General features: G+C 71.3%; 24 protein-coding genes. 17 read left to right on the top strand and 7 right to left on the bottom strand.

Going from position 1 to position 25,139, the window contains the following annotated elements; genetic code table 11:
- Position 1: 1 nt before the first annotated feature.
- Positions 2-742, bottom strand: a complete 741-nt coding sequence (locus tag A949_RS0113335; protein ID WP_019356513.1) for a response regulator transcription factor — start codon at positions 740-742, stop codon at positions 2-4.
- 179 nt (positions 743-921) lie between these two features.
- Here A949_RS0113335 and A949_RS0113330 point away from each other — a divergent pair, with 179 nt between their 5' ends.
- The 3 genes from A949_RS0113330 (at position 922) to A949_RS0113320 (ending at position 3,615) form a co-directional block, all read left to right on the top strand.
- Positions 922-2,292 carry a ferredoxin reductase family protein gene (locus A949_RS0113330; RefSeq protein ID WP_019356512.1) on the top strand — a complete coding sequence of 457 codons (1,371 nt, stop codon included), beginning with the start codon at positions 922-924 and terminating at the stop codon, positions 2,290-2,292.
- A 92-nt stretch (positions 2,293-2,384) separates the two neighbouring features.
- A complete protein-coding gene (locus A949_RS0113325; RefSeq protein ID WP_019356511.1) occupies positions 2,385-2,795 on the top strand; it encodes an FMN-binding protein in 411 nt (136 codons plus the stop codon).
- Positions 2,788-3,615 (top strand): FAD:protein FMN transferase, encoded by an 828-nt coding sequence (locus tag A949_RS0113320; protein WP_019356510.1) that lies wholly within the window; start codon positions 2,788-2,790, stop codon positions 3,613-3,615. The genes A949_RS0113325 and A949_RS0113320 overlap by 8 nt, the downstream gene beginning before the upstream one ends.
- A 121-nt stretch (positions 3,616-3,736) precedes the next feature.
- Here the strand turns inward: A949_RS0113320 and A949_RS0113315 are convergent, their stop codons facing one another.
- The 3 genes from A949_RS0113315 to A949_RS0113305 all read right to left on the bottom strand — a co-directional run bounded on the left by A949_RS0113315 (position 3,737) and on the right by A949_RS0113305 (position 6,213).
- Positions 3,737-4,444 (bottom strand): CBS domain-containing protein, encoded by a 708-nt coding sequence (locus A949_RS0113315; protein ID WP_026004613.1) that lies wholly within the window; start codon positions 4,442-4,444, stop codon positions 3,737-3,739.
- A gap of 63 nt (positions 4,445-4,507) precedes the next feature.
- Positions 4,508-5,197: a CBS domain-containing protein gene (locus A949_RS0113310; RefSeq protein ID WP_019356508.1), complete on the bottom strand. Its 690-nt coding sequence runs from the start codon at positions 5,195-5,197 to the stop codon at positions 4,508-4,510.
- A 20-nt stretch (positions 5,198-5,217) separates the two neighbouring features.
- Positions 5,218-6,213, bottom strand: a complete 996-nt coding sequence (locus A949_RS0113305; RefSeq protein ID WP_019356507.1) for an Acg family FMN-binding oxidoreductase — start codon at positions 6,211-6,213, stop codon at positions 5,218-5,220.
- A 539-nt stretch (positions 6,214-6,752) separates the two neighbouring features.
- Between A949_RS0113305 and A949_RS0113300 the strand changes: the two genes are divergently transcribed.
- Positions 6,753-7,097 (top strand): hypothetical protein, encoded by a 345-nt coding sequence (locus A949_RS0113300; protein ID WP_019356506.1) that lies wholly within the window; start codon positions 6,753-6,755, stop codon positions 7,095-7,097.
- A 112-nt stretch (positions 7,098-7,209) separates the two neighbouring features.
- Here A949_RS0113300 and A949_RS0113295 read toward each other — a convergent pair whose 3' ends face one another.
- A complete protein-coding gene (locus A949_RS0113295; protein ID WP_019356505.1) occupies positions 7,210-7,716 on the bottom strand; it encodes a winged helix-turn-helix transcriptional regulator in 507 nt (168 codons plus the stop codon).
- A gap of 92 nt (positions 7,717-7,808) precedes the next feature.
- Between A949_RS0113295 and A949_RS0113290 the strand changes: the two genes are divergently transcribed.
- From A949_RS0113290 to A949_RS0113260, 7 genes are all read left to right on the top strand, one after another.
- Positions 7,809-8,453, top strand: a complete 645-nt coding sequence (locus tag A949_RS0113290) for a dihydrofolate reductase family protein (protein WP_019356504.1) — start codon at positions 7,809-7,811, stop codon at positions 8,451-8,453.
- An 82-nt stretch (positions 8,454-8,535) separates the two neighbouring features.
- Positions 8,536-9,132 carry a hypothetical protein gene (locus A949_RS38505; protein WP_192817142.1) on the top strand — a complete coding sequence of 199 codons (597 nt, stop codon included), beginning with the start codon at positions 8,536-8,538 and terminating at the stop codon, positions 9,130-9,132.
- Entirely contained in the window at positions 9,045-9,494 is a 450-nt protein-coding gene (locus tag A949_RS0113280) for a hypothetical protein (RefSeq protein WP_019356502.1), read from the top strand. The genes A949_RS38505 and A949_RS0113280 overlap by 88 nt, the downstream gene beginning before the upstream one ends.
- Positions 9,495-9,784: 290 nt before the next feature.
- Positions 9,785-10,585 carry an alpha/beta fold hydrolase gene (locus tag A949_RS0113275; RefSeq protein WP_019356501.1) on the top strand — a complete coding sequence of 267 codons (801 nt, stop codon included), beginning with the start codon at positions 9,785-9,787 and terminating at the stop codon, positions 10,583-10,585.
- A 618-nt stretch (positions 10,586-11,203) separates the two neighbouring features.
- A complete protein-coding gene (locus tag A949_RS0113270; protein ID WP_019356500.1) occupies positions 11,204-12,253 on the top strand; it encodes a baeRF2 domain-containing protein in 1,050 nt (349 codons plus the stop codon).
- A 650-nt stretch (positions 12,254-12,903) separates the two neighbouring features.
- The gene (locus tag A949_RS0113265) at positions 12,904-13,755 is read left to right on the top strand and encodes an oxidoreductase (RefSeq protein WP_019356499.1); all 852 of its coding nucleotides are present in this window, start codon (positions 12,904-12,906) and stop codon (positions 13,753-13,755) included.
- Positions 13,755-14,369: a TetR/AcrR family transcriptional regulator gene (locus A949_RS0113260; RefSeq protein WP_019356498.1), complete on the top strand. Its 615-nt coding sequence runs from the start codon at positions 13,755-13,757 to the stop codon at positions 14,367-14,369. Before A949_RS0113265 ends, A949_RS0113260 begins: the two co-directional genes overlap by 1 nt.
- A 297-nt stretch (positions 14,370-14,666) precedes the next feature.
- Here the strand turns inward: A949_RS0113260 and A949_RS0113255 are convergent, their stop codons facing one another.
- The gene (locus A949_RS0113255; RefSeq protein ID WP_026004611.1) at positions 14,667-15,605 is read right to left on the bottom strand and encodes an AraC family transcriptional regulator; all 939 of its coding nucleotides are present in this window, start codon (positions 15,603-15,605) and stop codon (positions 14,667-14,669) included.
- A 104-nt stretch (positions 15,606-15,709) separates the two neighbouring features.
- On the opposite strand from A949_RS0113255, the gene A949_RS0113250 reads away from it, so the two are divergent.
- Both A949_RS0113250 and A949_RS0113245 read left to right on the top strand, forming a co-directional pair.
- Entirely contained in the window at positions 15,710-16,648 is a 939-nt protein-coding gene (locus A949_RS0113250; protein ID WP_019356496.1) for an MBL fold metallo-hydrolase, read from the top strand.
- Between the two features lie 1,023 nt (positions 16,649-17,671).
- Positions 17,672-19,234 (top strand): IS1182 family transposase, encoded by a 1,563-nt coding sequence (locus A949_RS0113245; protein WP_019356495.1) that lies wholly within the window; start codon positions 17,672-17,674, stop codon positions 19,232-19,234.
- 190 nt (positions 19,235-19,424) lie between these two features.
- On the opposite strand, the gene A949_RS0113240 is transcribed toward A949_RS0113245, so the two are convergent.
- Positions 19,425-20,675: a SpoIIE family protein phosphatase gene (locus A949_RS0113240; protein ID WP_019356494.1), complete on the bottom strand. Its 1,251-nt coding sequence runs from the start codon at positions 20,673-20,675 to the stop codon at positions 19,425-19,427.
- 278 nt (positions 20,676-20,953) lie between these two features.
- Between A949_RS0113240 and A949_RS33305 the strand changes: the two genes are divergently transcribed.
- The 4 genes from A949_RS33305 (at position 20,954) to A949_RS0113220 (ending at position 25,112) form a co-directional block, all read left to right on the top strand.
- The gene (locus tag A949_RS33305) at positions 20,954-21,664 is read left to right on the top strand and encodes a GAF domain-containing protein (RefSeq protein ID WP_019356493.1); all 711 of its coding nucleotides are present in this window, start codon (positions 20,954-20,956) and stop codon (positions 21,662-21,664) included.
- A gap of 122 nt (positions 21,665-21,786) precedes the next feature.
- Positions 21,787-22,515 (top strand): GAF and ANTAR domain-containing protein, encoded by a 729-nt coding sequence (locus A949_RS0113230; protein WP_019356492.1) that lies wholly within the window; start codon positions 21,787-21,789, stop codon positions 22,513-22,515.
- 478 nt (positions 22,516-22,993) lie between these two features.
- Complete coding sequence (locus A949_RS35560; protein ID WP_019356491.1) at positions 22,994-23,590, top strand: SsgA family sporulation/cell division regulator; 597 nt, start codon at positions 22,994-22,996, stop codon at positions 23,588-23,590.
- Positions 23,591-24,038: 448 nt separating this feature from the next.
- Entirely contained in the window at positions 24,039-25,112 is a 1,074-nt protein-coding gene (locus tag A949_RS0113220) for a fatty acid desaturase family protein (protein ID WP_019356490.1), read from the top strand.
- Positions 25,113-25,139: the final 27 nt, after the last annotated feature.

Below are 25,139 nucleotides of genomic sequence, written 5' to 3'. Positions count from 1 at the left end.
CTCAGTTCGCCTCGGGCCGGAGCACGTAGCCGACGCCGCGCACCGTACGGATCAGCGGCGGCCGGCCCGCGTCGATCTTCTTGCGCAGATAGCTGATGTACAGCTCCACCACATGGGAGCGCCCGCCGAAGTCGTAGGACCAGACGTGGTCGAGGATCTGCGCCTTCGACAGCACCCGGCGCGGATTGCTCATCAGATAGCGCAGCAGCTCGAACTCGGTCCGGGACAGATCCACCGGCGTGCCGCCGCGCGTCACCTCGCGCGCCTCCTCGTCCAGCACCAGGTCGGCCACGATCAGCCGGGGGCCGGTCGGCTCCGCGACGGCCGGCCCGGCCCTGCGCAGCAGACCCCGCAGCCGCGCCAGCACCTCCTCCAGGCTGAACGGCTTGGTGACGTAGTCGTCCCCGCCCGCCGTGATGCCCGTCACCCGGTCCTCGACGGCGTCCCGCGCCGTGAGGAACAGCACGCACACCTCCGGACGGGCGGCCCGCAGGGTGCGCAGCACGGCCAGCCCGTCCTGGTCGGGCAGCATCCAGTCCAGTACGACGGCGTCGGGCTCGAACTCGGCCGCGCGGCTGAGGGCGGCGGCCCCGGTCCGGGCCGTGCGCACCCGCCAGCCCTCCTCGCGCAGGGCGACGGCCAGGACCTCCGTCAGGTCCTCCTCGTCGTCCACGACGAGGACGCGGGCCGGGCTGCCGTCCGGCCGCAGCGGTCCGGTCGGGGTGCGGGCGGAGTCGTCCATGGTGCTTCCAGGATCGCCGATCCGTCCGCCCGTGCGGGGCCGCCTCGCCTATGAATTCCCTCTGAGTCGCGCGCGGCGGGATGCGTCCTCAGAGGTTTCTCTGAAGAAACGGGGCCACCGTGGGCGTCGCCGCCGGGCACCGTGTCCGGCGCGCCGTCCCGGCCGCAAGGAGGCCCCGCATGGCAGCCCACGCCGCACGCTCCACCCCGCCGCGCCGCGGCCGTGCCGGGCTGCCCCTGCCCGGCCGCGACACCTGGGCCGCTCTCCTGGTGTCCGCCGCGGGCCGGCTGGGGGCCGCCGGTGTGGTGGCCCTGTGGTGGGCCGACACCGGGTCGGTGGTCGGCGCGGCGGGCTGGCTGACCGGCGCCGGGCGGCTGACCGGGCTGCTGGCGGGCTACCTGTGCGCGGTCCTGGTCATCCTGATGGCGCGGATACCCGTACTGGACCGCACCCTGGGCACCGACCGGCTCGCCCGGTGGCACGCCGCCGCGGGCCGCTACACCATCTCCCTGATCCTCGCGCACGCCGTGCTGATCATCGAGGGGTACGCGCTCACCGGGGGAACCGGGCCGGTGCGGCAGACCGCCCGGCTGGTCCTGGACTATCCGGACATGCTCAAGGCCACCGCCGCCTGCGCGCTGTTCCTGGCCACCGCCGTCCTCTCGGCCCGCGCGGCCCGGCGCAGGCTCAGCTACGAGACGTGGTATTTCCTGCACCTGCTGACCTACGCGGCGATCTTCCTCGCGTTCGGCCACCAGCTGAGCAACGGCGCCGAGTTCACCGGCAACCCGGCCGCGCGGGCCGCCTGGTACGCGCTCTACGCGACGGCCGCGGGGCTGCTGGTGGTCTTCCGGCTGCTGGCACCCCTGCGGTTCGGCCTGCGGCACCGCCTCCGGGTCGCCGAGGTGCGCCCCGAGGGCCCCGGCGTCGTCTCCGTCCGGCTCACGGGACGCCGGCTGGGCGAAATGGCGGCACGGGAGGGGCAGTTCTTCCGCTGGCGGTTCCTCGACCGGCGCCTGTGGTGGACCGCGACCCCCTACTCGCTGTCCGCCCCCGTCGGGCCGTACGGGATGCGGATCACGGTCAAGGCGGCGGGCGGGCACAGCGCCGCCCTCGCCCGGCTGCGGCCCGGCACCCGGGTGTGGGCCGAGGGCCCCTACGGGGCGATGACCGCGGCGCGCGCCCGCTCCCGGAAGAGCCTGCTGCTGGCGGGCGGGGTCGGAATCGCCCCGCTGCGTGCCCTGTTCGAGACACTGCCGGGCGATCCCGTACTGCTCTTCCGGGCCCGCACCGTCCACGACCTGGTGCTGCGCGAGGAACTCGACGCCATCGCCGCGGCGCGCGGGGCCCGGGTGCACTACTCGGTCAGTGAACCGCCCGGCCTGCGCCTGCCCATGGAACCGGGCGCGCTGCGCGCACTGGTGCCGGACGTCGCCGAGCGGGACTGCTTCGTCTGCGGGCCGCCCGGTATGGCCGAGGCCGCCCGGTCCGCTCTCGTGGCCGCCGGGGTCCCGTCCCGCCGCATCCATCAAGAAGCCTTCGCCCTGTGACGCGGAGCCCTCGCTCCGCCTGCCGCCGGGCCTTCGTTCCGGGCGGCGCCCGCACTCCGCGAACGCCTGCACTCCGCAAAGGGGAGAGAACCGTGCGACGCGTCGTCATCACCTCCGCCGTCACCCTCGTCGCCCTCGTCACCGTCCTGGCCGCGAAGCCGCACCGGCCGCCGGACGCCCCCGGCACCCGGGCCGCGGGCGGCGGCACCGCTCCGGCCGCCGGCCGCACCGGCGTCTTCACCGGGGACGTCGTCCCGACCGAGTACGGGCCCGTGCAGCTGCGGATCACGCTCACCAAGGGCCGTCTCACCCGGGTCGAGGCCGTACGGCTGCCCGACGGCAACGCCCGCGACCGGGAGATTGCCGCTTCGGCGGTCCCGCAGCTCACCCGCGAGGCGCTCGCCGCGCAGAGCGCCCGGATCGACGCGGTGTCCGGCGCGACCTACACCAGCGACGGATACATCAGCTCCCTGCAGAGCGCGCTGGACCGCTCCCATGGCTGACCCCGCGGCCCGGACCGCTCCCGCGGCGCCGGCGGTCCCCGCCGCTCCCCTCGCTCCCGCCGCACCGTTCCGGCACAGCGAACCGGTCATGGGCACGGTCTTCTCCTTCGTCCTCGACCATCCGCCCGAGCCCCGCCTCCGCCGCGCCCTCGACCGGGCGGTGGCGCTGCTGCACCACCTCGACCGGCTCTACTCGCCCTTCCGCGCGGACAGCGTCGTGAGCAGGATGAACCGGGGCGAACTCGGCCGCGCCCGGGCGCCGCGCGAGGTCGTACGGATGCTGGAACTCGCGGACCGTGCCCACAGCGCCACCCGCGGCGCCTTCGACGCCTGGGCCTCCGGCCGCCTCGACCCCTGCGGGGTGGTGAAGGGCTGGGCCGTCGAGGAGGCCTACCGGACACTGCGCCGCGCCGGAGCGCCCCGCTCCTGCGTGAACGGCGGCGGTGATGTGCGCCTGGGCCCGGCGGCCGGTCCCGGCGCGGTCCGGCGTACCGGGATCGTCGACCCGCGCCGCCCGGACCGGCTGCTGGCGGTCGTCGAGGGCGCCGACTGCGCGGTCGCCACGTCCGGCCCCGGCGAGCGCGGCCGGCACATCACCGACCCGCGCACGGGAGAGCCCGCCACCGGACTGCTGTCCGCCACCGTGACCGGACCCGACGCGGTGTGGGCGGACGTGTTCGCGACGGCCTCGGTGGTCCTCGGCCCGGCGGCGGCCCACACGTGGATCCGCGCGCACCCCGGCTACGCCCTGCTCACCGTCGCCGACGACGGAAGCGTCCGGGCCGGGCCCGGCTTCCGCTGCGCAGCGCCGGACCTGTGAGCCTCCCCGGGAGGCCGGCGCCGCGGGCCGGCCACACGTCACGCCCGGACAGGCGGGCCGCCGCGCAGCAGACGGCGGCAGGCGGGCCGCCCGGTCCCGCCGAGCGCACCGACCGGGCAGCTCAGGCCGCTGTCCCGGCCTGCTCCGGCCCGCCGAGGTCGAGCTGTACGTCGACCACCCCGTCGACGGCCCGGCACAGCCGCTCGAGGAGTTCCGGCGAGTCGTGCGCGCCGATCCGCCCCCGCACCCGCACGACGCCCTCCGAGACGGTGACCGAGATCTGGGTGGCCGAGAGCCCGAGTGCCCCGCGCAGCACGTCGTCGGTGATCTCGTCCGCGATGGCGTCGTCCCTGCGCAGGAAGACCGCCATCAGATCGGCGCGGCTGATGACCCCGAGCACCCTGCCGGTCTCCCCGACGACGGGCAGCCGCTTCACCCCGTTGCCGTGCATGGCCCGGGCGGCCTCCACCAGCGACCACTCCGGTCTGCCGGTCACGACGGGGCTCGACATCAGGGCCCCCGCGGTGCCGGGCCGCTCCCCGCTCGCGCCCGCCGCCCCACCTCCCGGCCGTCCGGTCGCTCCGGTCCGCCGCCGGCCGGCCCGCGCGTGCCCGGCGGGAAGCAGCTCGGCCGGTTCCGGGAGTTCGGCCTGGGCCCGGACCAGATCGCCCTCCGACACCATCCCCACCGGCTTGTCGTCCTCGTCGACGACGGGTACCGCGCTGATGTCGTGCCCGGCCATGAGCCGGGCGGTCTCCTTCAGCCCCGTACCGGGAGCGACGCACACCGCGGGGCGGCTCATCAGATCGCGTACTGCCCTGTGCCTCATCTGCTCCGGCCTCCTTGGCTCTCTCCGCGGCCCGGCACGAGGGCACCGGTCCCCGGCCGTGACTCAGACGCCGCCGACCCGCACGTCCACGACCCCTTCGAGGGCCAGCACCGTGCGGACCACCAGCGGAACCAGTTCGGGATCCGACGCCCGGCCCGACAGGGTGACGACACCGTCGTGCACCTCGGCCCGCAGCTCGCCGACGGCGCCGGAGAGCGGCGCGAGGATCTCCTCGCGCACCGCCCGCGCGATCTCCTCGTCGGACCGCAGGTAGACGCTGAGGACATCGGCGCGGCTCACGATGCCGATCAGCCTGCCGTCCCCGTCGATCACCGGGAGACTCTTCAGCTTCCTGGCCGCCAGGGTCCTGGCGGCCTCGCTCACCCGCGTACCGCTCCGCACCGTCACCGCGGGGCTCGTCATCAGATCCGCCGCCGAGCCGTGCTGTCGTCCGGGCCCGCCGCGCACCGCGGCGTCCGCGCCCGGAGCCCGGCGGGCACCTTCCGCGTCGTCGGGCGCGGGAAGCAGATCACCCTCCGAGACCACACCGATCACCCGGCCGTCGCCCTCCAGTACGGGCACGGCGCCGACCCGCCACTCGCGCAGCGTCCTGACGATCTGCTTGAAGCCCGCGGTGCTTCCCACGGCGACGACCGTGTGCGTCATCACGTCAGCGACGGTGCGCGGCGAGGACGGCTGCGCGGCGCCCCCGGTATGCGGCGCGCGGTCGGCCGGGGCCCTCATGGTGTTCATGGCTGCCTCCCTCGGATTCCTCAGGGAGCTGTGTCCAGGACGTCCTGGACGGAACGCCGGGGGGTGTGCGCCCCCATCGGCCCGTACCCCAGGCGCATGATCATCTGGACCGGTCCCGCACCCGCCACCGGATCCCGCAGCAGCCAGCGCAGTTCCTGCCGCTCCAGCGCCTGGGTGGCGAACGAGCTGGCCACACCTTCCCGCGTGGCCAGCAGCAGCACGCGCTCCATGGCCTGCCCGGCGGCCACCCACTCCAGCGGCCGGTCCTCGCGGGTGGAGACGACCGCGAGCTGCGGCATCCGCTCGAAGGCCGCCGACCCGCGGTCGGTCTCGGCGTGGCCGCGGGCGAAGTCCCGGACCGGCGCCCTGCCCTCCCGCCTGCGTGCGCCGAGGCTGTACTCGGGGATCCCGTCCCGCGTGGTGTCCGAGGCGTCGGCCCCGGTGCGCACCCACTTCTGCTCGTCGGGATCACCCGTGAAGCGTGACTCCGACTCGGCGTCCTCGATCACGTCGAGTACCAGTTCCAGATGCCAGCCGGAGGGGAAGCTGAGCATCGCGCCCTCGCTCCGCGCCTGGTCGGCCAGGCGCTGCCGCAGCGGGCCCGGGAGAGGCGTCTCGGCGTAGGGGTAGCGGCTGGTGTGCCGTGCGGAGACGGCCCCGTGGAGTCCGGCCAGGTCGTAGTCGATCTCGTGCGGAGCGGCACGTTCCAGGCGCACCGTGGCCAGCGGCTCGGCGGTGTCGGCCGCGCTGTGCACGGTCGCCACCGGCCGCAGCCCCGCGTGCCATGCCGACACCCGGAGGTTGAGCAGTGCCGCACCGCATCCGATGTGCAGTGCCCTGCCCTCCGGATCCGCCGTCGGCATGCCGCGCAGTCTGTCCGCGTAGAGGTCCACCACGTGCGCCGTGCGGTGGTAGACGAAGCGCCACGGCTGGGCGTTGTGCATGGAGGGGGCGGCGACCGCGTCGCCGATCAGTTTCCTGACGAGTTCGTCGTCGAGTCGCGGAGTTGCCGGCATGACAGCCTCCCTTCATCTCCAGCGTGAACCCGATGACGCCGGCAGGCCAGCGGTCACCCGCCGCGCTCCTGCGGCCTCTCATCACAGCGTTGCGGACCGTCCCCGTCATCCCCTCTCGGCGCGAACCTGCCTACGCAGAGTGCATCAGGTGTCTACAGCGGTGAGTCGGTTCGAGAGATCTGCGGGGGGGGGGCGCAGGCGCCGGCTGCGTCCGCGGCCCGCAACATCGGGCCCGCTCCCGTCCATCTGAAAGGAGTCCGTACCCGTCTCCACGCACCGCGCAGGTGCCTCGCTCGCCGTGACCGCCGTATGCCTGCTGGCCGCGGGCTGCGGAACCGGCGACGCACCGGACAGCCGCAGCGTTCCCCCACCCGGCGGGACCGCGTGGAGCTCGGCGGACCGGCTGACGCTCTCGGCCCGGGCTCGGACCGCCAAGGCGAGCAGACCGACCGGTGAACCGAGGCAGCTGCGCCGGGCGTCGAACGCCCTGGCGTAGTCTGCGCCCGGGCGAAACGACCGAGAAGCGGGGGCGCTGGGCGATGAGCGGGGAGACCGAGACCTTCGAGGAGGCGATGGACGAGGTCAGGCTGTGGTCCCGGTTCCTGGCCGGGCTGGCCCTCGCCGCGGTGGTGACCGTGACGATGATGCTGTGCGTTCCGCTCAAGGAAGAGGGAGCAGGGGCACACAGCCCCTCCTGCGGGCCGACCATCGCTCCGGAAGACCCTCGCCTGCACACCGTGGAGTGCAACACCCGCCACATACGCCAGATCGGGTACGCCGGTCTCCTCCTGGCCGCAGGACTCGGTTGCGGGGTCGTCAGCTTCCTCCTCCGCATCGAGCGACGCCCACCACGACCGGACGGAGGCGCCGCGCAGGCGGACTGACTCCCTGCCGCGCCCCCGCCCTTGGCCCCCGTCGAGGTACCGAGTGCGTCGCGATCGACGGGTTCCCGGGGCGGGATCTCAGCGGCTCCGCCGAGGAGGGCCGGCGCGGCGGTCAGCCGGCCTGTGTCTCCTGTGACCGAACGGCTTCGTAGGCCTGTTGCAAGCGTTCGGAAGCACTGGGGCTCTTCGGGGTCTCACGGGCGATGCCGAGGTGGGTCTCGCGCAGTTCGTCCATCAGCTCATCCACGAGTTCCGGGGAACCTTCCGCGAGAATGCGGGCGCGCACCGCGAGCTCCGGGGTGGTGGGCCGGTGCTGTACTCCCCACGCCCCGAGCGCGGCCATCACCGGGAGGGTCTGGATGCCGGCTTCGGTGAGGGTGTAGGTCGCCTTCTGGCCACGCGTGGCATCGTCACGGGTGAGCAGCCCCGTCTCGACGAGCTTCCGCAGCCGGCCGGCGAGGATGTTGGACGCGATCCCCTCCTCGTTCCGGTGTTGCAGATCCCGGAAGTGCCGCCGGCCACCGAAGATCACGTCACGCAGCACGATCAGCGTCCAGGGGTCTCCCAGGACCTCCAGTGCGGCGTTGATCGCGCACCCCGAACGCGGCTTCTCGCGCAACACGTACCTCCTGAGCGATTGCGATATGCAACTCCTGCATCATAGGCTTCCCCCGTCCGATTGCATTTCACAAGCACTATTCGGAGGGTCGCATGGCCAGGGTCCGCGTGCACAACTTCAACGTCTCGCTCGACGGCTACAGCGCAGGTGAGACGATCACGCTCGACAAGCCCATCGGGGAGGCCGGAGCGCTGTTCGCGCGCTTCGACGGACGGTTCATCCACGGTGTGGACGCCGTGGACGCCCCGATCACCCTCGACCGCGCTCTCACCAGCACCTGGGGCCAGGGCATCGGGGCGGAGATCATGGGCCGGGGCAAGTTCGGCCCGCAGACCGGCGAGTGGACCGACGAGGAATGGCGAGGCTGGTGGGGCGACGCACCCCCCTTCCACACGCCCGTGGTGGTGCTCACCCACCACCGGCGCGCCCCCATCTCCTTCGAGAACGGGACGAGTTTCCACTTTCTCGACGGCACGCCCGAGGACGCTCTCGCCCACGCCCGGGACCTGGCCGGCGACCGGGACATCCGGATCGGCGGCGGCCCCACCACCGTCCGGCAGTTCCTGGCAGCGGACCTGATCGACTTCATGCACCTGGTCACCGTGCCCGTCGTCCTCGGCGCCGGGGTCTCGATGTGGGACGGGCTCGCCGGAGTCGAGGACCGCTTCACCGTCGAGTCCGTGACCTCGGCGAGCGGCCTCACACACCAGTTCTGGAATCGCATCGACGCCGACTGAGCGGACGGACCCGAGCCGCCCGATGTCGATATGGCTCGACCTCGGGGGACGGTTCGACGACGGGTAGGCCAGCAGGCCACCGGTGGGGTCCGCGGATGAGCACCGTGCGCAGGGCGAAGGTGCTCCGGGCGTCGCGGACCGGACCGATCGTGAGGTCTATCCGCCCATGCTGGAGGAGGTCGACGAGGAGACACTCTGGCTGCGGCCGCAGACAGGCAACCGCGACACCGGTGCGAAATCCTGGGCACAGTGGGACGGCGCCCACTGGTCGGCGGTACGGAACCCACCTCCGGGCAGGATCCGGGACTTCGAGGCCAAGAGCCCGGACGACATCTGGACGCTCGACGGCGAGCGGATCGCCCGGCACCGGGACGGCACCCACTGGACCACGACCCGGTTGCCGCACGAAACGCTCGGCCTTGCCTTGGTCGCCACCCAGGACGTCTGGGCCGTCGGCAGGCGTTCGACGGGGCCGGGCACCCGCATGTCCGGCGAGCGGTATCCCCAGCCCGCCTCCATGCACTGGGACGGCACGGCCTGGAAGTCGGTGGAGACCCCCAGGCCCATCTCGATCCGCTCCGCCCGGAGCCCGTGGCGGGACTCGGCTCGGTCTTCGTCCTCGACGATGGTGAGGTCTTCGCGTACGGCGCCAACGACTACAACCACGGTGAAAGCCTGACGGAGGATCACGAGCCGTGCATCGAGGACATCTCGCTGCGCCGGGACGGATCGAAGTGGGTCGAGCAGAAGCCCCCTTCCGGTGAGTGTGCTGTGCGGGTTCCGATGGGCCAGGATGAGGAGGGGCTGTTCCTCAGCGGCAACAGGTACCTGACCGATGACGACCGGTGTGTGAAGATCAAACATCCCCGCCTGCCCCGTTCGACCGGTGTCCGAAAGGCAGCACGCCAACTGCTGTGGCTGGAGGAGATCCGTCGGTCTCCCGATACGGGCGAGTGGTTCGGGGCCGGACACGTCGCGACCAGGCACTCCGGTGATCAGGTCTTCGTCCCCGTCGTCGTACGTCTGAAGCGCGGTAGCTGAACCACCTTCCAGCGGCGATCCTTCGACGGGGTTGTATGACCTGCTGGATGCTGCCCAGCGGAGAGGGCGCCCGGCGAGGGGTCGTGCCCGCGGGCCAAGGGCGCGGCCAAGCCCCTGTGAGCTGCGGCCGGTCGGGCTGAGGACGCTGGGCGTGGCGCTGCGGCGGGGGACCGGCAGGAAGACGACCCGACGCGCGCTGTGACACCGCAGCCCGCCGACCGCGGAGACGACAGCGACCGTGGCAGCGACGACAGTGACGCCAGCCGAACTGACGAAGGAGACGTGCTGAGATGACGGATGTGTACAGGGCCACCGCGCACCGCGAGGTCCGGCGTGGCGACGACACCACGATCCGCTACACCGCCAGCGGCCCGGCCGACGGGCCGGCGCTGGTGCTCGTCCATGGCTGGGCGTGCGACCGCGGCGACTTCGACGCACTCACCCGGCATCTGCCGGACGACTGCCGGGTGCTGGCGGTGGACCTGGCCGAACACGGCGAGTCGCGGTCCACCCGGACGGTCTGGACGATCGAGGAGTTCGCCCGCGACGTGGTGGCGGTACTGGAGGCCGAATCGGTCGGCTCGGCCGTGGTCGCCGGGCACTCGATGGGCGGAGCCGTCGCCGTCGAGGTCGGGCGGATACTCCCGGAGCGGGTCTCGCGCGTGGTCGCGCTGGATGCGCTGCACTACCTGGCGCTGTTCCCCGCCCAGGGAGAGGCCCGGGCGCGGAAGGTGCTGCGGGCGTTCCGCGAGGACCTCCCCGCGGCGGTCCGGGGCCTGGTCGCGGGAGGGACACCGCAGGGCACCGACCCCGCACTGACCGAGACGTACACGGCGAAGATGTCGAGGGTGCGGCAGCCGGCGGGGCTGTGTTCCATCGAGGGCCTGGTGTCCTGGGACATGGACGCGGCGCTGCGCGAGACCGGCCAGCCGATCACTGTGTTCGCGATACGCGCCCTCACCAGCCAGGAGGCCGTCGACCGCTACCAGGACCGCCTCGAGTTCGTCCTCGTCGACCTGGGAACCCACCACTTCCCCGCCGAGTCACCCGAAGCCACCGCCGAACTCCTCGCCGAGACCGCCACCCGGTAGGGCCTGCTCGCCGAACCGGCCCGGCGCACGAACCCGGCGTCGCACCGACCCCGTTGGCCGACGGCTGCCGAAGGGGGCGGGACCGGCAGCGCCACCCGGCCCGCCCACTCCCGAGGAGTTGAGGGAGCCGGCCGAGGCGGCCGTCGGCCGGGCCCTGGAGGGGTGGCGCGGCCGCCTCACCTTCGGCATCCACCGGCTCGTCGCCGTCGGCGTGTCCCCGGAGGCGTTCTGCTTCGCCGCCGCCCGGGCGCGGGGGTGCGCCCTCGCTACCAGATCCACATCCCGCCGAGGACAGAAGTCCGGCCGCTCTCGTCGACGCCGACCATGTGGGCCGCCTCGGGGCCACCGCTGGAATCGGGGTCCAGCGGAACGACGAAGCGGTGCTCTCCGAAGTCCAGGGCGAGGATCCGATCCGGATCCAGTTCAGGACTCCGCGGTCCACCGGGTCGCCCTCCGGACCCGAAGCGTGGAGGAGCCCGGAAGCTCACTTCTCACCAGCACGTTTACCCAGTGCCCGCAGGGTACACAGGGAGGCCGGACGGCAGCTCATGAAGCTGCCGACGTCAGACGGGGAACACCCGTCCCGCCAGACACACCGACCGACCGACGGAGACTGTTGTGGGGCACGTCATGGAACTCGACGAGCTGAAGTCCGTATACGCGCACGAAGGGCCGTTCGTCACGGTCTACCTGGAGGGCCGTGCTCCTGGCGAGGACGCGGAGAAGCAGGTGCGTCTCCGCTGGCAGAACCTCCGCGAGCGGCTGGAGAGCGAGCACGCCGACGCCTCGGCGCTGGACGCCCTGGAGGCCGCGCTGGAGTCGGCCCAGTTCGGCGAGGCGCAGACGAACGGCCGGGTCCTGGTGGCCGCGGCGGGCGACGGCGTCGTCTTCGACGAGCCGTGGGACGCGGCCCTCGGGGGCGGCGACACGGCGTACGCGGGCGTGCTTCCGGAGCTCGGCGCGCATGTGCGGGAAGCGGCGCAGGCCGTGCGGGTGCTGCTGGTCGTCACCGGCCAGGAGGACGCCGAGCTGCGGCGGCTGGTCGTCGCGGCCGAACACGAGCCGGACGAGGTGGCCCGTGAGGAGGTGCGGGGCGGCGCCGTCGAGAGCCCGCACCACGTGCGGGAGGGCGCGCTCGCACACCGGCGGATCCAGCGACGTGCCGACGATGCCGTGCGGCAGAACGCCAAGGACATCTCGGCGACCGTCGGCGCGGCTGTCGCCGAGTTCCGCCCGGACCTCGTCGTCCTGGCCGGCGAGGTGCAAGGCCGCACGGCCGTCCGCGAACAGCTCAGCGGCGAGTTCGCCGGGCTGCTGGAGGAGACGGACCGCGGCGGACGTGGTGACTCCGGTGCCGAGGCCGCGCTCCTCGACGAGGTGCTGCGGATCGCCGCACAGCACTCCACCGAGGCGGAGGCCGGACACGCCGCCCGCCTGGAGCAGGCCGGTGCGCACCGGCTCGCGGCCAAGGGCGACCCGGAGGTGATGAAGGCCGCCGAGCACGGCGCCGTCGACACCCTGCTCCTCGAACAGGGCACGGACGCCAAGCGCGAGGCACTCCTGCTGAAGACCGGTGCGCAGACCGGTGCCTCGGTGGCCGTCGTACAGCCGGGCACGGGTTTGCCGGACGGCGTCGGCGCGGTGCTCCGCTTCCCGCCGGAAGGCTGATCCCCGCGGCCCTCGGGCGGGGACCGGCCCGGACCGCACGACCGGCCCCGCCGCCCCGCCCTCACTGCCTCGTACCCCGGCGCTCCCCGGCCCGTCCGGCTGCTGCTGCCCGCCGTCCGAAGGACGCCGGATGATCCAGCCCTTCCCGTCGCCCCGCTGCGGGACGCGAGGTGAGGGCCTTTCTGCGCGGCGACGCCCGCCCCACGGCGCACCGTCACGGGCAACCCGCACCCCCTGAGGTGCGGGGCGCCTCGGGGCGTGCGTCGCTCGCCGCCACCACTCTCGATCCCGGTGCGGGCCCTCGTACCGTGCCTGCCGGGCGGGCGCTGCTTGGTGCGGCAGCCCCGATCCGCTCGACGATCACTACCGGGTTCGGCGGCCACCGGCCCGCCTGCACCGCAGCGGCCGGGAACGCGCGCACGCGCCCGGCCGCTGCCGGCTCCCGGCGGGGCTCCCGCCCGTCCGGTCCGGCCGGCTTCCCGGCCCGCTTCCCCATCGCCGGACGCCCGACCTCGCCGAGCGGCCGACCCGCTCCCGCCGCGCCGTGGAGCGCAGAAGAATCTACACTCCGACGGTAGAAATCGACACTGTGTAGACTTTCTGTCCGGAGGGCCTCAGCTCCCTGCCGGGCCCAGTTGGAGGAGCAAGCAATGGAGAAGAAGCGGAACTGGCTCGTCACCGGGGTCAGCGCGGGCCTCGGACGTGCCTTCGCCCGAGCCGCCCTGGCCGCCGGGCACACCGTCGTCGGCACCACCCGCACAGCGAAGGACCTGCGAGTCTTCGAAGATCTCGCACCCGGACACGCGCACGGCCGGATCGTGGACGTGACCGACGGCGACGCCGTCTGCGGTCTGGTCGCGGAGGTGGAGCAGAACGTCGGCCCGCTGGATGTCGTCATCGCCAACGCCGGGTACGGTCTGGAGGGCACCTTCGAGGAGACTCCGCTGGACGAGGTGCGGCGGCAGTTCGAGGTCAACGTATTCGGGGCGATGGCCACCCTTCAGGCGGCACTGCCCGCTATGCGACGGCGCCGCCGCGGACACCTGCTGGCCGTCACCTCCATGGGCGGGCTCATGGCGGTACCCGGAATGTCCGCCTACTGCGGCAGCAAGTTCGCCCTGGAAGGTGTCCTGGAGGCGCTGGGCAAGGAGGTCGCGCAGTTCGGGATCCACGTGACGGCGATCGAACCCGGCTCCTTCCGTACCGACTGGGCTGGAAGATCCATGACACGCGCCGCGCACACCATCGACGACTACGACGAGCTGTTCACTCCGATCCGTGAAGCACGGCAGAAGGCCAGCGGGAACCAGTTGGGCGATCCGGCCAAGGCCGGGGAAGCAGTCGTGCACATCACCTCGGTCGAGCAGCCACCGGCGCACCTGGTCCTGGGCTCGGACGCGCTGCGACTGGTCACCGCCGCGCGCACGGCCGTTGACGAGGACATCCGCGGATGGGAGACGCTCTCCCGTACCACCGACTTCGCCGAAGGCGCTCAGCTCTGATGTCCGGTCACAGCTCAGCGCAGAGCCGTCGCCCCATCGAACGCAAGGGCGACGTCCGGGAGCGGGCCATCCTCGACACGTGTGAGGCTCTGCTGGCGCAGAAGGGCTACGACTCCACGACCGTCGGCGACATCGCCCAAGGCGCCGGCATCACTCGCGGTGCCCTGTACTTCTATTTCGGCTCCAAGCAAGAAGTGGTCGCGGCACTCGTGGCCCGCACGGTCGAGCACCTGTGGGAGCGGTCCCGGGTCGCTGCGCAGGCCGACGAGCCGCGCGCGGCCATCACTGCGGCCATGCAGCGCACCGTCGAGCTGTGGAACGCGCACGGCCTGGTCATGCGTACGGCGATCGACCTGTCGTTGACCGTCCCGGAGATCGGCGCGCTGTGGAACCGCACGGCTGATCTGTTCATCGCGGCCATCACCGCCGTCCTGGAACGAGCCGGCGTCCAGCCCGGCCCAGGACCGGAACAGGCATCGGCGATGGCACGCGCCCTGTGCTGGATGATCGAGCGGACCTTCTACCACGCCTCGCAAGAGTCCCGCGAGAAGCTGCAAGAGGCATCCGCCACCTGTGAACACATCTGGCTGACCAGCGCCGGTCTGACCACCTGAGACACTCGGTGCGGACAGCGCGGCAAGCAACCGGGTTCGGGAGCCGCCCGTGCCGACAGGGGCGCGGGCAGCACGTACTGCCCGCGGACGCCCGTCGTCGTCACCGCCGGGCAACTGTGCCGTGGCAGTTGGACGCCACACCGGACACCGCGGCGGTCTGCTGACCACGCGGGGGAGGGCGTTCCGGATAGCACCGCCTTCCGGCTCGTCGTGTTGTGCATGGCGAGTCCTGCCGAGGTCTCGGCGGATGTCATTTCGCTGTGGCGGTGTGCGTCACTGCCTGACCGGGTCTCGCTGTCAGTCTGCTTCGACGTCGGCGGATCGCCCCACAGTCTGCGTCCGGTACCGCCCCGGTGTGGTGCCGAACTCGCGCTGGAAGGCATGTGAGAGCGCGTACGGACTGCCGTAGCCGACCCGGCCGGCGATGGTGGCCAGGGTGTCGCGGGTGTCGCGGAGCAGGGCGGCGGCGCGGATCACGCGCCACCAGGCGAGGTACGCCATGGGTGGGCGGCCGACCAGGCTGGTGAACCGGCGCGCCAGGGTGGGACGGGAGACGCCCGCCTCCGCCGCCAGAAGGTCGTTGCTCCACGGCGCGGCCGGGTCCGAATGCAGCGCCCGCAGGGCGGCGGCCGTCACCGGGTCGCCCAGCACGCGGGGCCAGGCTCCGCTGGTGGTCTCGGTCATCCAGGCGCGGATCATGTAGACGAGAAGGAGGTCGAGCAGGCTCGGGAGCGCGACGCAGGACCCGGGCCGTATCTCGTCCAGCTCACCGGCGAGCAGCTCGATGGCGGCACGGAGTTCGAGGTGGTCGCCCACGCGGCTGGGAAGGTGGACGACCTCGGGCAGTTCTGCCATGAGCGGGTGCATGCGGCTGCAGTCGAGCCAGTACTTGCCGCAGAGGATGTCCGTCTCGTGGCGAGCGGTCCGGGTTCGGTGCTCTGTCTCCACAAGCGATTGCTCGAACGGCACGGCCTTCTTCTTCGCGACCCCCGCATCGACCGGGAAATCGGCGATCACGTGGCCTGTGCCATGAGGCAGCAGCACCGCGTCCCCCACGCCGAGAGGCGTGGGGGCGCAGCTGTCGGTCAGGAGCCAGCAGTGGCCCTTGAGGACGACATAGAAGCCCGCGCCGTCGTACCGGTCCAGTTGCGCGCACCAGTTCCCGCTTGTCCGCAGCCGGTGGGACCAGGGGTGCCCGAGGTGCACGGCAGAGATCGCATCGCTCACCACATCCATTCGTCCAAGGTATCTGCCGTATGAGGAGTGAGAGGGATTCGTATTTTTCTGAGCTGATTGCTTATTGAGGCGCTCGTCTGGCTTTTCCTAAGGTCGAACGCGTGATGAAGAAGAACGAGAGTGTGCAGAGCATGGTGCTGGGGGATGTCGAGGTCATCCGGATCGTTGAGTGGCACGAGCCGTTCCTGCCTGCCTCCGGCATGTTTCCGGCAGCTGCACCCGATGTGTGGGAGAACAACGCGGCCTGGCTGGCGCCCGACCACTGGGAGCCGGACGGCGACTTGGTGGTGCTCGCTCTGCAAAGCTGGGTACTGCGCAGTGCGGGCAGGACCGTCCTGGTCGACACCGGAGCGGGGAACGGGCGCGAGCGACCTGGCATGGGGCCGTTCCACCGCTCCCGGAGTGATTTCCTCAACCTCCTGGCGAGGGCCGGAATCCGCCCGCAGGATGTCGACGTCGTCGTCAACACCCACCTCCACGTCGACCATGTCGGCTGGAACACCGTCGACAAGGACGGAGAGTGGACACCGGCGTTCCCCAACGCCGAATACCTCATTCCGGCCGCCGACGACTTCCACTACGGCCCGGACAACGCGTACGGGAACGCCGCGCAGGCCGTCGATCGCCTGATCTACGAAGACAGCGTCGCGCCCATCCACCAGGCCGGACAGAGCGTGCTGTGGGACGGCCTCCACCGCATTGACGAACACCTCACCCTGGAGTCCGCGCCCGGTCACACCCCCGGATCGTCCGTGCTGCGCCTCGCGTCCGGCAGCGACCGGGCAGTCTTCGCCGGAGATCTGCTGCACAGCCCGGTGCAGATCCTGCACCCCTGCTGCAACAGCAGCGCCTGCCTGGCCCCGGAACAAGCCGTGGCCAGCCGCCGTCGGATTCTCGGGCGGGCTGCTGACCAACGGGAGCTACTCGTTCCCGCGCACTTCGGTGGCGCAGGAGCCCTCGAAGTACGACGGGACGGTGACAGGTTCGCTCTCGGCCCCTGGGCGACAGCCTCTCGGAAGAGGAGCGCACCCGCCTTCGAGTGAGCCGCGACCCATCCGCTCACCGTTCGGCCGTACTCGGAAACCCTCGACGCCTCCGCGGCCGGTGCGACCGTCGCCACCTGCGTCAGCCCGGATCCCACGGGCCGAGCCGGGCGCCTCGGCTTCCGGCGCGGAACGACTCGCTCCTCTGCCCGGAGGTGCGCATGGTGCCCGAGGTGTCGGGAGAGCTGTTCTCGACGGTCGGCGCCGGGGGGGCATACATTCCCAGGCACTCAGGTATCTGCTGGGGGTCTGAGCGCCATCTCCGGCGTACGCGACAGAGACATCGTCACCCCCGGGCGACGAGCCGCCCCTTGCTGCCGATGACTGCTGGAGGAGCGACTGCGACTGCCTTCCTGCCCCTGTATGCGAGGTGTGTCGAGCGGCCGGTCCACGAAGCACTCGGCCTGTCTCGCACATACGAATCGCGGCGACAGAATATGACTTTTCGGTCACGACCTGCCGCCGCGTGTGCGTATGGTGCGTTTCGGGAGGGCGTATCCGACCATACGCACACACTGGTGGCGTTCGGGGCGCTGGACGTGCGGCCTGAGTGACCAGTGTGGCGGTGCCGCGGGTCTTGCGTCGGCTCTTCGGATCGTCCCCGTCTCGCGGCCTCCGCCGAGTCCGGCGCTCCGGAGCAGCCTCACTGTGGAGAAGCAACTGAATGAAATAGGCTAGGCCGCTGCGCAAACGCTATGGTCAGCAAGTGTCGACCCCGCGCCCGCGGGGATGCTCCGGCGCGGACTTGATGGCGATGGACACCCGGAAGGTCGACCCCGCGCCCGCGGGGATGTTCCGGCGCAACGAGTACCCAGCCCACGCGTGCGTTGGTCGACCCCGCGCGCGGGGACCACGTGTTGATGTTCTTCTGGCCATTAGCAAAGGACGGAACACCCCCGGGTCTGATGCATGGTCTGGTGACATCTTGGCCTAGAAGACTGATGAAGATCTCGGGTTCTGGCCCCTCCGCGTCAGCGGTGGGGCCAGACTTGTGTAGTGGTTCAAGGGGAGTGGGCCGGGGAGATGATCGGGCCGGACGTGTGGGAGCTGTGTCGGGAGTTGATCCCGGCGGGGAGTGTCTTCGCGTTCCTGGCGGAACATCGTGCGGTGTTGTTCCCGGCGGAGATGTTCGCGGACATGTATCCGTCGGCGAACGGGCGGCCCAGTATGCCGCCGCAGGTTCTGGCCGCGGCGGTGGTGCTGCAGTCCCTGCACGGCTTGTCGGACTTCGAGACTGTTCAGGAATTGCGGTGTGACCTGCGCTGGAAGGCCGCGTGCGGGCTGGGCCTGCATGACACGGCGTTCGATCCGTCGCTGCTGTCGTACTTCCGGCGGCGGCTGGCCCGCTCTGCCCGTCCGCACCGGATCTTCGACGCGGTGCGGAAGGTCGTACGGGCCACCGGCGTGCTCAAGGGCAAGCAGCGCAGGGCACTGGATTCCACCGTGCTGGACGATGCGGTGGCCACCCAGGACACCATCACCCAGCTGGTGTCCGCGATCCGGGCGGTGATCCGCGCAGTTCCCGGAGCGTCCGACGTCGCGGCCAGGCAGTGCACCGCGCACGACTACTCGTCGCCGGGCAAACCGCGGATCGCCTGGAACGACGAGGAGGCCCGAGCCGCCCTGGCCGACGCTCTCGTCGGCGACGCCCTGCGGCTCCTGGGGCATCTGCCCAACCAGGATCTCGGGGAGAAGGCGGCGAACGCGGTCGGGCTGCTGGCCCTGGTCGCGGGCCAGGACGTCGAGCCCGCGGACGGCTCGAACGGGCAGGACGGCCGCTGGAGGATCAGCCGGGGCACCGCGTCCGAGCGGGTGGTCTCCACCGTTGACCCCGACAGCCGGCACGTCCACAAGACCCGTTCCCACTACCAGGACGGTTTCAAGGCCCACCTGGCCATGGAGCCGGAGACCGGGCTGGTCACCGCCGTCGAGCTCACCCCCGGGGCAGGGCCGGCCCACCACGAAGCGGTCATCGGGCTCGGCCTGCTGGCCGACGAAGACGGTCCGCTCGACGTCCTGGGTGACACCGCCTACTGCACCACAGAGGCCCGGGCCGCTCTCACGGCGGCCGGGCACCGGCTGTTCCTCAAGCCCGCTCCGCTGCGGCCGGTCGTCCCTGGCGGGTTCACCGTGGACGACTTCGCCATCGACACCACGGGGAACACAGTGGTCTGCCCGCGGGGACGAACCGCTGAACTACGGCCGCCTTCCGGCATGCGCCACCAGCGCAAAGCCGTCTTCACAGCAGAGCAGTGCGTCGGCTGCGAACTGCGGAATCGGTGCACCAAGGCCAGGGCCGACCGCATCGTCACGATCCGGCCCCACCACGATCTGATGGCCGATGCCCGCCGCCAAGCCGCCACCGACTCCGGCTGGCAGGACACCTACCGCCGCTGGCGGCCACCCGTTGAACGAGCTGTCGCCTGGCTTGTCCACCGGGGCAACCGGCGCCTGCGTTACCGCGGCACCATCCAGAACAACACCTGGCTCCACCACCGGGCAGCCGCCCTCAACCTCCGCCGCCTGATCAACCTCGGCCTCACCCGCACCAACCACACCTGGCACCTCGGCATGGCCACCGGATGACCTGAGGGGCCGCCCGGCCTCCGGCCGGACAACCCCTCAGCAAGATCTTCATCAGGCTTCTAGCCCCTGTTTGCCCTCTGACGAATCTCGGACTCAGAAGACCGGCTCAGGTCGGGGGCCGCTGAGGGGCAGCTTGTGCTTCTGTGCGATCAGGCTTGCGTCGGACGAGGTACCTCGTCCGGAGAGGGCGTTAGAAGTCGAGTGTGGCCAGGTGGTCGGCGGTGCCGCCGTGCCATTCGACGAGGAAGAGGGTGGCGTCGTCGCTGGTGGCTCCGCCGCGTTCCCGCTTGAGCGTGTGGGAGAGCGCGCGTGCCGTCTGCTGCGTGCCCCTGGTTGCGGGCAGCACCCGGTCGATGATCTCGATCATGCGTTCCTCGCCGAACTGCTCGCCGCCTTGCTGGTGTTCCTCCACGAGGCCGTCGGTGTAGAACAGGACGCGGTCTCCCAGCTCCAGTTGCAGCTCGCTGATGCGCGGGGAGGCGCCGCCGAAGCCGACCGGCAGGGTGGTGGGGGTCTCCAGGCGGCGGATGACCCGCTGGCCGCGGATGAGCAGCGCTTCGGGATGGCCCGCGTTGACCCACTGCAGGTGTCCGGTGCCGATGTCCAGGCGCATCATCTGAGCGGTGGCGAACTGGTCGGGGCCGAACTGTGTGTCGATGGCGGTGTCCATGAACGTGTACAACTCGGCGAGGCCGACATCGGCGCGGCGGGCGTGTCGGTAGGCGCCGATGACGACGGTCGCCAGGACGGAGGCGTTGAGGCCGTGGCCCATGGCGTCGATGATCGCCAGGTGCAGGATGTCGTCGTTGAGGGCATAGTCCAGGCTGTCGCCGGCGACCTCGTAAGCAGGCTCCAGGATGCCGGCGACGGAGACCTGCGGGGTGTTCATCGACAGCGGCGGCAGCAGCGACCACTGGATCTCCGAGGCCACGCTCATCGGGTGGCGCCGCCGGGCCTGGAAGAACCGGTCGGTGTAGGCACTCTTGGTGACCAGCATGTCCGCGACCAGGCCGGCAAGCCGGCGCAGCAGCCGCCGGTCGTCCTCGCCGACCGTGTCCAGGGTGACGCTCATGATGCCGACCTCGTCGCTGCCGTCCAGCAGCGGCAGGTGCAGCCGTACACCGCCCGCTACCGGCTCCTCCACCGCGGTCATGGACAAGAACGCCTCGCCGGCCGGTGAGGCGTCGATGGGCAGCACCTCGCCGACGGCCAGGCCCCCGCCGGGCAGCGGCACCAGCTCCAGTTGCTCGTAGCACTGGAGCAGGATCGACACCTCCCGGCCGCCGATCCTGCGCACCTCCTCGGCGATCAGCGGTGCGATGAGCTGCGGTGGCATCTCGTGCGCCCGGTCCAGCAACTGCCCCAGCAGCCGCTCACCGAACCCCTCCGACAGATCCACCGGGACCCTGTTGTCCTCCCTGTCTCCGCCCACGCTCACCATCGGGACACCGCCTTTCGCTCGCCGACGTCTGCTGGTGACATAACGATCACGTCGGGAGAGAGGCGCGGGTGGGGGCCCGTAAGGGGAGTGGTGAGCCGAGTGTCGGTTGGTGTTGCTTGCGTGCGCAGTACGCTGGCATTCCGGCCCGCGAGACGCCGGTGACGTTCAGTACGGACAGGCCCCGAGAGCGTGGATGTACGGTTGTGGCCGGGGTTCGGACGAGGAGGCAGAGGGTGCCTCTTGGGGTTCGCGCAGGTGGCTGGGATGGGGCGAGTCGGTTGGAGGACGATCGTAGGCTGCGGTTGTGGCGGCAGATCGTCGGCCAGGCGGGTGGCGAACCCATCACGCTGGCGCATGTGTGCGGCGTGATGCTCTCCGCCGCGGGTGTGGATGCGGTGGCTGTCACGGCGAAGCTGGAGGACACCGAGCGCGAGACCGTCTACACCAGTTCCCGGCTCGCCACCGACATGGAGGACCTGACCGTGACCCTCGGTGAAGGTCCCGGGGTGGATGCGCTGTCCGACGGGCATTGCCTGGTTACCGACCTCGCAGCTGACGGGTGCCGTACGCGCTGGCCCGGTTACGCGCCGGCGGCGGTCGAGGCCGGGGTCGGAGGATTGTTCGCCTTCCCCCTGCGGCTGGGCGGCGTCGGAGTGGGCGTCTTGTGCCTGTACCGCGGCGAGCCGGGCCCGCTGGGTAGCGAGCAGCTCGCGGACGCCTTGGTCCTGACGGACACTGTGCTCACGCTGCTGCTGGACAAGGGATTGAGCGAGCAGCCGGAGCTGGATGGCAGGTGGAGCGAGCAGAACGGTGCGCAGCATCCGGAGGTCCACCAGGCGACCGGGATGATCACGGTGCAGCTCGGCGTCTCGGCCGCTGCCGCTCTCGTACGCTTGCGCGCCTACGCCTTCTCCCGCGACCGCCGGTTGAGCGAGGTGGCCAAGGACGTGGTGGCCCGGCGGCTGCACTTCGGCGGGAGCGAGTCATGAGAAGAGAGCCGCGGTACCGCGCCGGTACGCGGGGGCGAACTGGTGGGGGCGGTCGGAGTGGCGGCACCGCGCATGCGGGAGAGTTCGGCAGCGATGGCGAGGAAGGGACGAGGGTGAGTGAGATGGCACAGGTCCGGTTGAACGAGGTGTTCGTGGAGTTGGCGGACACCCTTGTGGACGATTTCGACCTCTTGGACTTCCTGTACGGGCTGACGGAGAAGTGCGTGGAGATTCTCGACGTTGACGCTGCGGGGATCATGCTCACCGACGAACGGGACCGGCTGCAGGTGATCGCTGCCTCCACCGAGCGCACGAGGCTGTTGGAGCTGTTCCAGCTCCAGACCGAGCAGGGCCCATGCGTGGACTGCTTCCGCACAGGCCGGCCCGTCTCGGTGGCCGACATGTCCGCGACCGACCGGTGGCCGCACTTCAGCGAGGCCGCAGCCGAGGTCGGATTCGCCTCCGTCCACGCCCTGCCCATGCGGCTGCGCGCCGAGGTCATCGGCGCGCTGAACCTCTTCCACGCCCGGCCCGGCACGCTGGACGAGGGAAACCTGCAGGTGGGGCAGGCACTCGCCGATGTAGCCACCATCGGCCTGCTCCAGCAGCGGGCCATCCAGCACCGCGACAGCCTCACCGAACAGCTCCAGACCGCGCTGAACAGCCGCGTGCTGATCGAGCAGGCCAAAGGGGTGCTGGCGGAGCGGCTGGATCTGGATGTGGCCGACGCGTTCTCGCGGCTGCGCGAGGAGTCCCGCAACCGGAACCTACGGCTCTCCGACCTGGCCCGGGGCATCGTCGACGGCACCGACCCGAGCTTCCTGGCGGCGTTTGACGAAGCATCCGACTGACCTTTCTCCGCTCGGCCCCGGCCGGTCCCATTCCCGGGCCGCTGCTGGGGTTTGTCCGCGCGCCGTTTCGTGGAGTGCTCGCAAGAGGGGTCCCGCCCCACGATGCCCTCGAACGCTCTGGTGGCGAACGACGGCGTAGTGGGAGCGAGTTCGAACGCGCATGTATCCGATCTTGTTGGTTGTCGCCCAGAAACTCAGCAGTTACTGTGAAAGGCAGTCGCTCCGGACCCCGGCGGCCTTGTCCGAAGAACGGCACAGGTACTCCGCGTGGTCCCGGCGAACTCCTCTTGACCTGTTGGAGTTTGCTGCAGACAATCAACGTTCCACCCTGCGGGGCGGAGCGGTGCGTTTTGCGCGAAGCCGGTGCGGAATGTCTGATGCCGTCCCACTGGTCCGCAGACGTCAGCCCGTGAAACCCCCGACAGAAGGTCTGGGTTCACGGAGGCGAGGGGCCCGGGTCACAAGGGATGCGACAGCGATGGCTGATACCGGCAACAGGCCGAACCACAGCGAGGTCTTCGGGGAGGACGCCTCCTCGGGGCCCTGTGTGACAGGTGAGTGGCAGGTCTCCCTCGTCCTCTCGGACGAGTGGGCAGCGCCCCTGCCCGCCCAATTCACCTACAGCGCCGAAGACCCCTACGCGGTGCGCCTCGACTTCTACCTCACCATGGCGAACCCGATCAGCTGGGTCTTCGCCCGCGAACTGCTCATCGCGGGCGCGCTGCGCTCCTCCGGCCAGGGGGACGTCCGGGCGTGGCCCACCTACGACGACATGATCTGCCTCTGCCTGAACTCTCGCGACGGCGAAGCGCTGCTGGAGATGCCGGTCGCCCCGCTGATCGACTGGCTGGAGCGCACCTACCAGCTTGTCCCACCGGGGCGGGAGCACGCGCACCAGCCACTCGACGCCGACACCCTGCTGCGGCGCCTGCTGGACGAGCAGTCACCGGACGCCGCCGCTCCCGAAGGGCGCGAGGCGACCGGCCGTCCGTACGAGGGGCCGGCGGGCACCGCCCGCCGGCACACCTACACGATGAACTGGTCCGCGGACGACGGCCACGGGGACCCGCGGTAGGAGCGGTGGGCCGGCCTGCGGGCCGCCGCCCGCACCTCTCAGCAGCGCTCGTCCCGTCCCGGCCTGGGCGGAACAGAGCGCGGTACGAGGCGAGGACGACCACGGTGAGTACCGGTGATCGATTTCCGGAGTCACCCTAAGAGGCGAAATCAGCCCCAGCGCGGTCTCGTCCCCGACAGGCCCGGGAAGTCCTGGAACGGCCGCCAGGCAACTGCTGGAGGTCAGCCACCGCAGACCTGCAGCCAGGGAGCGCCCCACCGTCCGATGTCCCATCCCGCCCCTGGTCGATCGCTACGGATGGTGACGACTCGACCAGCCCGGCCACAGCACCCCGCGCCGAGCCCCGGCACGTTCCCGCGCATGGGGACCATCCGGGCCCCGGGCCTCACCCACCCTGCCGACCGAGCCTGACCGCCGCCCCGGGCCGGTACGCCGACAAAGGAACAGCATGGAACTCAGCTACACATCGCCGCAGTCACCCCCGACGGCACCGGACACACCTGCCACCGGTGTCGGTACGGTGAGCGCCTACGCGGCGCTCACCCGCGAGGTCAGGGAGGCGGGCCTGCTGCGGCGGCGTCCCGTACGCGGCCTCGTGCTGCTGATCGTCACGGCGGCCCTGCTGGCAGGCGGGTGGTGGCTGTTCGCCGCCGTCGGCGACTCCTGGTGGCAGCTCGCCGTCGCCGCGCCCCTGGCCTTCGCCTTCACCCAGTGCGGCTTCCGCGGCCACGAGGCCGGGCACCGCCAGACCTTCCGCAGCAAGCGGCTGAACAACGTGGTCGGCCTCCTCTTCGGCAACCTCTTCATCGGGCTGGGTTTCGGCTGGTGGATGAACAAGCACAACCGGCACCACGCCCACCCCAACCAGGTCGGCCGCGATCCCGACATCGAGACCGGAGCCCTCGTCTTCGACGGCGACGACGCACCCGGCCGGGCGGGCACGTTGGGCTTCCTCACCCGCCACCAAGCGGCCCTCTTCTTCCCCCTGCTGCTGCTCGAGGGCTGGAACCTGCACGTGGCCAGCCTCCGAGCCCTACGCACCGTCCGCACCAGTGCCCCCGCACCGGTGGCCATCGAGGCGCTGCTGCTGCTCCTGCACACCGCGGCGTACCTGACGGCCGTCGCACTGGTGCTCTCACCGCTGAAGGCGCTGGTGTTCGTCCTGGTGCAGCAGGGCTTGTTCGGGCTCTACCTGGGGGCCTCGTTCGCGCCGAACCACAAGGGCATGGAGATGCTCGGCAGGGACCAGCGGCTCGACTTCCTGAGCAGCCAGGTCCTCACCTCCCGCAACGTGCGCGGCGGGCCGGTCACCGACTTCCTGCTCGGCGGCCTGAACTACCAGATCGAGCACCACCTGTTCCCGAACATGCCCACCTCGGCCCTGCCCCTCACCCAGCCCCTGGTACGCACCCGATGCGCCGAGCTCGCCCTGCCCTACACCGAAACGGGCCTGATCGACTCCTACCGACAGGCGCTGCGCCATCTGCACGCGGTCGGCGCTCCCGCACGCACGACCGCCTGACACCGGGCGGTAGGAGGCCGAAGGAGA

This window comes from Streptomyces sp. AA1529, from assembly GCF_000280905.1.
In the GTDB taxonomy this organism is placed as follows: Bacteria; Actinomycetota; Actinomycetes; order Streptomycetales; family Streptomycetaceae; genus Streptomyces.
The sequence above is the reverse complement of the archived record's forward strand: the minus strand, read 5'-3'. Positions and strand labels throughout refer to the sequence as shown.

Coding starts and splice junctions, on each gene's coding strand:
- A949_RS0113335 (WP_019356513.1), bottom strand. CDS start 742: ATGGACGACTCCGCCCGCACCCCGACCGGACCGCTGCGGCCGGACGGC.
- A949_RS0113330 (WP_019356512.1), top strand. CDS start 922: ATGGCAGCCCACGCCGCACGCTCCACCCCGCCGCGCCGCGGCCGTGCC.
- A949_RS0113320 (WP_019356510.1), top strand. CDS start 2,788: ATGGCTGACCCCGCGGCCCGGACCGCTCCCGCGGCGCCGGCGGTCCCC.
- A949_RS0113315 (WP_026004613.1), bottom strand. CDS start 4,444: ATGAGGCACAGGGCAGTACGCGATCTGATGAGCCGCCCCGCGGTGTGC.
- A949_RS0113310 (WP_019356508.1), bottom strand. CDS start 5,197: ATGAACACCATGAGGGCCCCGGCCGACCGCGCGCCGCATACCGGGGGC.
- A949_RS0113305 (WP_019356507.1), bottom strand. CDS start 6,213: ATGCCGGCAACTCCGCGACTCGACGACGAACTCGTCAGGAAACTGATC.
- A949_RS0113300 (WP_019356506.1), top strand. CDS start 6,753: ATGAGCGGGGAGACCGAGACCTTCGAGGAGGCGATGGACGAGGTCAGG.
- A949_RS0113290 (WP_019356504.1), top strand. CDS start 7,809: ATGGCCAGGGTCCGCGTGCACAACTTCAACGTCTCGCTCGACGGCTAC.
- A949_RS0113275 (WP_019356501.1), top strand. CDS start 9,785: ATGACGGATGTGTACAGGGCCACCGCGCACCGCGAGGTCCGGCGTGGC.
- A949_RS0113265 (WP_019356499.1), top strand. CDS start 12,904: ATGGAGAAGAAGCGGAACTGGCTCGTCACCGGGGTCAGCGCGGGCCTC.
- A949_RS0113260 (WP_019356498.1), top strand. CDS start 13,755: ATGTCCGGTCACAGCTCAGCGCAGAGCCGTCGCCCCATCGAACGCAAG.
- A949_RS0113255 (WP_026004611.1), bottom strand. CDS start 15,605: ATGGATGTGGTGAGCGATGCGATCTCTGCCGTGCACCTCGGGCACCCC.
- A949_RS0113250 (WP_019356496.1), top strand. CDS start 15,710: ATGAAGAAGAACGAGAGTGTGCAGAGCATGGTGCTGGGGGATGTCGAG.
- A949_RS0113245 (WP_019356495.1), top strand. CDS start 17,672: ATGATCGGGCCGGACGTGTGGGAGCTGTGTCGGGAGTTGATCCCGGCG.
- A949_RS0113240 (WP_019356494.1), bottom strand. CDS start 20,675: ATGGTGAGCGTGGGCGGAGACAGGGAGGACAACAGGGTCCCGGTGGAT.
- A949_RS0113230 (WP_019356492.1), top strand. CDS start 21,787: ATGGCACAGGTCCGGTTGAACGAGGTGTTCGTGGAGTTGGCGGACACC.
- A949_RS35560 (WP_019356491.1), top strand. CDS start 22,994: ATGGCTGATACCGGCAACAGGCCGAACCACAGCGAGGTCTTCGGGGAG.
- A949_RS0113220 (WP_019356490.1), top strand. CDS start 24,039: ATGGAACTCAGCTACACATCGCCGCAGTCACCCCCGACGGCACCGGAC.